At 70.7% G+C, this 2,704-nt stretch carries 2 protein-coding genes and 1 pseudogene; all 3 read right to left on the reverse strand.

Features of this window, described 5'->3' with window-relative positions:
- Positions 1-196 precede the first annotated feature (196 nt).
- Positions 197-1,540: a phosphomethylpyrimidine synthase ThiC gene (gene thiC, locus NTX40_06550; protein ID MCX5648739.1), complete on the reverse strand. Its 1,344-nt coding sequence runs from the start codon at positions 1,538-1,540 to the stop codon at positions 197-199.
- 139 nt (positions 1,541-1,679) lie between these two features.
- Positions 1,680-2,348, reverse strand: a pseudogene (locus tag NTX40_06555) (pseudouridine synthase).
- 8 nt (positions 2,349-2,356) lie between these two features.
- The coding region (locus NTX40_06560; protein ID MCX5648740.1) for a hypothetical protein at positions 2,357-2,704 on the reverse strand (348 nt) is incomplete at its 5' end.

Raw genomic sequence — 2,704 nt, forward strand, 5'->3', positions numbered from 1 at the left:
AACGCGCCCGGTAAACTGGGCGGCGAACCCAGCGCCCAGTAAACTGGGCGGCTAAATGTGAACGGCACAAAACGCGCCCAGTAAACTGGGCGGCTAAATGTGAACGGCACAAAACGCGCCCGGTAAACTGGGCGGCGAACCCCGCGCCCCGCAAGCGGGGCGGCGAACCAACCGCGCAAAACTTATGTAACCCCGCTTAGTCCCCCCCGCCAGGTCTCTCGCTGTTCCGAGCGCGGGGCAAGCCCCGCGGCGAACCCTCCTCCGCGTCATCCGACTTGCCGACCTTGAACACACAGTAGTCGCCGCACATGGAACACACGTCGCCGTGTGCCGGCCGGCGCGCTTCCCGCAGGCTCGCCGCACGCCGCCCGTCGATGGCCTGGGCGATCTGGGCTTCCCAGTCCTGGCGGCTGCGTGCCTCGCTGACGCGGCGATCCCAGTCCCGTGCGGCCGGCAGTCCGCGCGCGAGGTCGCCCGCGTGGGCGGCAATCCGCGCCACGATGACGCCTTCCCGGACGTCCTCCGGCCGCGGGAGGCCGAGGTGCTCGGTCCGCGTGACGTAGCAGAGGAAATCCGCGCCCGCCATCGCCGCCACCGCCCCGCCGATCGCGCTCGTCAGGTGATCGTACCCCGGCGCGACGTCCGTCACAATGGGCCCGAGGACGTAGAACGGCAACCCGCCGGTCATTTCTTTCTCGAGGCGGACCTGGGCTTCGACCTGGTTGAGCGGCACGTGGCCGGGCCCTTCGATGATGACCTGGGCCCCGGCGGCGGTCGCCCGGCGCGCCAGTTCCGCCAGCACAAGGAGTTCTTCCACCTGGGGAGCGTCCATGGCGTCGGCGATCGCGCCCGGCCGAAGGCCGTCGCCCAGGCTCAGCGTCACATCAGACTCCCTTGCTATATCAATCACCTCGTCGAACCGCTCGTGGAACGGATTCTCCTGGCGGTTGCGCCGCATCCAGTGGGCCAGGAACATACCGCCCCGGCTCACGATGCCGCACACGCGCCGCCCGAGCGCCTCGGACTCCACGATCCGGCGCGTCACGCCGCAGTGGACCGTCACGAAATCGACGCCGTCCTCGGCATGGCGGCGGACGCTCGCCAGCATGTCGTCCGCCGTCATCTTCGCCAGGTCATGATGGGTCTCGGCGGCCTTCGCGGCCGCCTCGTAGATGGGGACCGTCCCCACCGTCACGCGGCACTCGTCCAGAATCTTTCGCCGGATGGCCCGAACGTCGCCGCCCGTCGAGAGGTCCATCAGCGCGTCGGTCCCGGCTTCCTCGGCGGCCTTGAGTTTCTCGAGTTCCGTCGCGACGTCCGCGTAGTCCGGGCTCGTGCCGATGTTCGCGTTCACCTTGACGCGGAGCCCCTCGCCGACGCCCATCACCCGCGCCGCGCGCCGGAGGCGGTTGAACGGAATCGCGATCCGCGCCGCCGCCACCCGCGTGCGGACCGTTTCCGGGTCGAGGCCTTCGTTCTCGGCCACGGCCCGCATCGGGTCGGTGACGAGGCCTTTTCTCGCCTGTTCCAGTTGGGTCATGCCTTCCCGCTCTTTCTTTCGCTGCTTCGCGATTTTGCTCCGGCCTTGGCGCCCGGCGCCCCTCGTCGGGGGGTCGCACTCCCGCCTCTCCCGACGCGAGCGCGTTCAGGTATTCTACCTCCTGGGGCGTCAGGCGTCGAGCCCGTCCTGTTCCGAGGCCGCGGAGGCTGAGGCGTCCGATCCGCGTCCGCACGAGTTCCCGCACGGGATGGCGGAGGCGCGCGAGCATTCGGCGGATCTCGCGGTTGCGGCCTTCGCGCAAGGTGATTTCGAGGATCGAACGCGACACCCCTCGCTTGAGCACCCGGACGTGCGCCGCCCGCGCCCGCCCCTCCGCCAGGTACACCCCGCGAAGGAGCCGCACAACGTCCTGCCCCGTCACCCGCCCCGCCACGGTCGCCAGGTACGTCTTCGGGACCTCATATCTGGGGTGCGCGAGCCGGTTCGCGAGCGCCCCGTCGTTCGTCATCACCAGGAGACCCCTGGAATCCGCGTCGAGCCGCCCCACCGGGAAGAGCCTCGCCGGCGTCTCCCGCATAAGGTCCACCACCCGCGTGCGTCCGGCCGGATCGGAGTTCGTGCAGACGACGCCCGGGGGCTTGTTGAGGATCCAGTATTCGGGCCGCTCCGCCGCCAGCCGCCGGCCGTCGAGGCGAACGTCCTCGGTCGCCGCGTCGGCCTTCGTCCCCGGTTGGGCCACCACCCGGCCGTCGACGCTGACGCGGCCTTCGGCGATGAGCGATTCGCACGCCCGCCGCGAGGCGACGCCCGCACGGGCCAGGATTTTCTGAAGTCGTTCGGCCGGCATGAGGGGTCCTAGCAGGTCGGCGCTTTGCCCGGCGGCGCGGCCACGAGCACGTCAAGCGTCTGGGGCGACTCGAAGACGTACTCTCCGGCGTCGGCCGGCACAAGCACCGTGTCGCCGCGCCCGATCTGGAGCGTCCCGTCGCCCGCCACCAGCCGCGCGCTGCCCGCCAGGACGACCAGAGCCGCAAACGTCCCGCCGGTTTCAGCGGCCCACGGCCGACGGTCGAGGCGGATGCGGCTCAGGCTGAAGACGCGCGAGTCCGCCAGGTGCTCGATGACGAGGCCCGTTTCGTCGGCGGTCCGGCCGCGGCCGCCGGCAGGCGGCTCCTCGCCCGAGAAGTTCGCCGACGCCAACGC

This window comes from Planctomycetota bacterium, from assembly GCA_026387035.1.
Taxonomy (GTDB): domain Bacteria; phylum Planctomycetota; class Phycisphaerae; order FEN-1346; family FEN-1346; genus JAPLMM01.

Bases quoted from the DNA above. Each gene is read 5' to 3' on its own strand.
- thiC (MCX5648739.1), bottom strand. From the start codon at position 1,540: ATGACCCAACTGGAACAGGCGAGAAAAGGCCTCGTCACCGACCCGATG.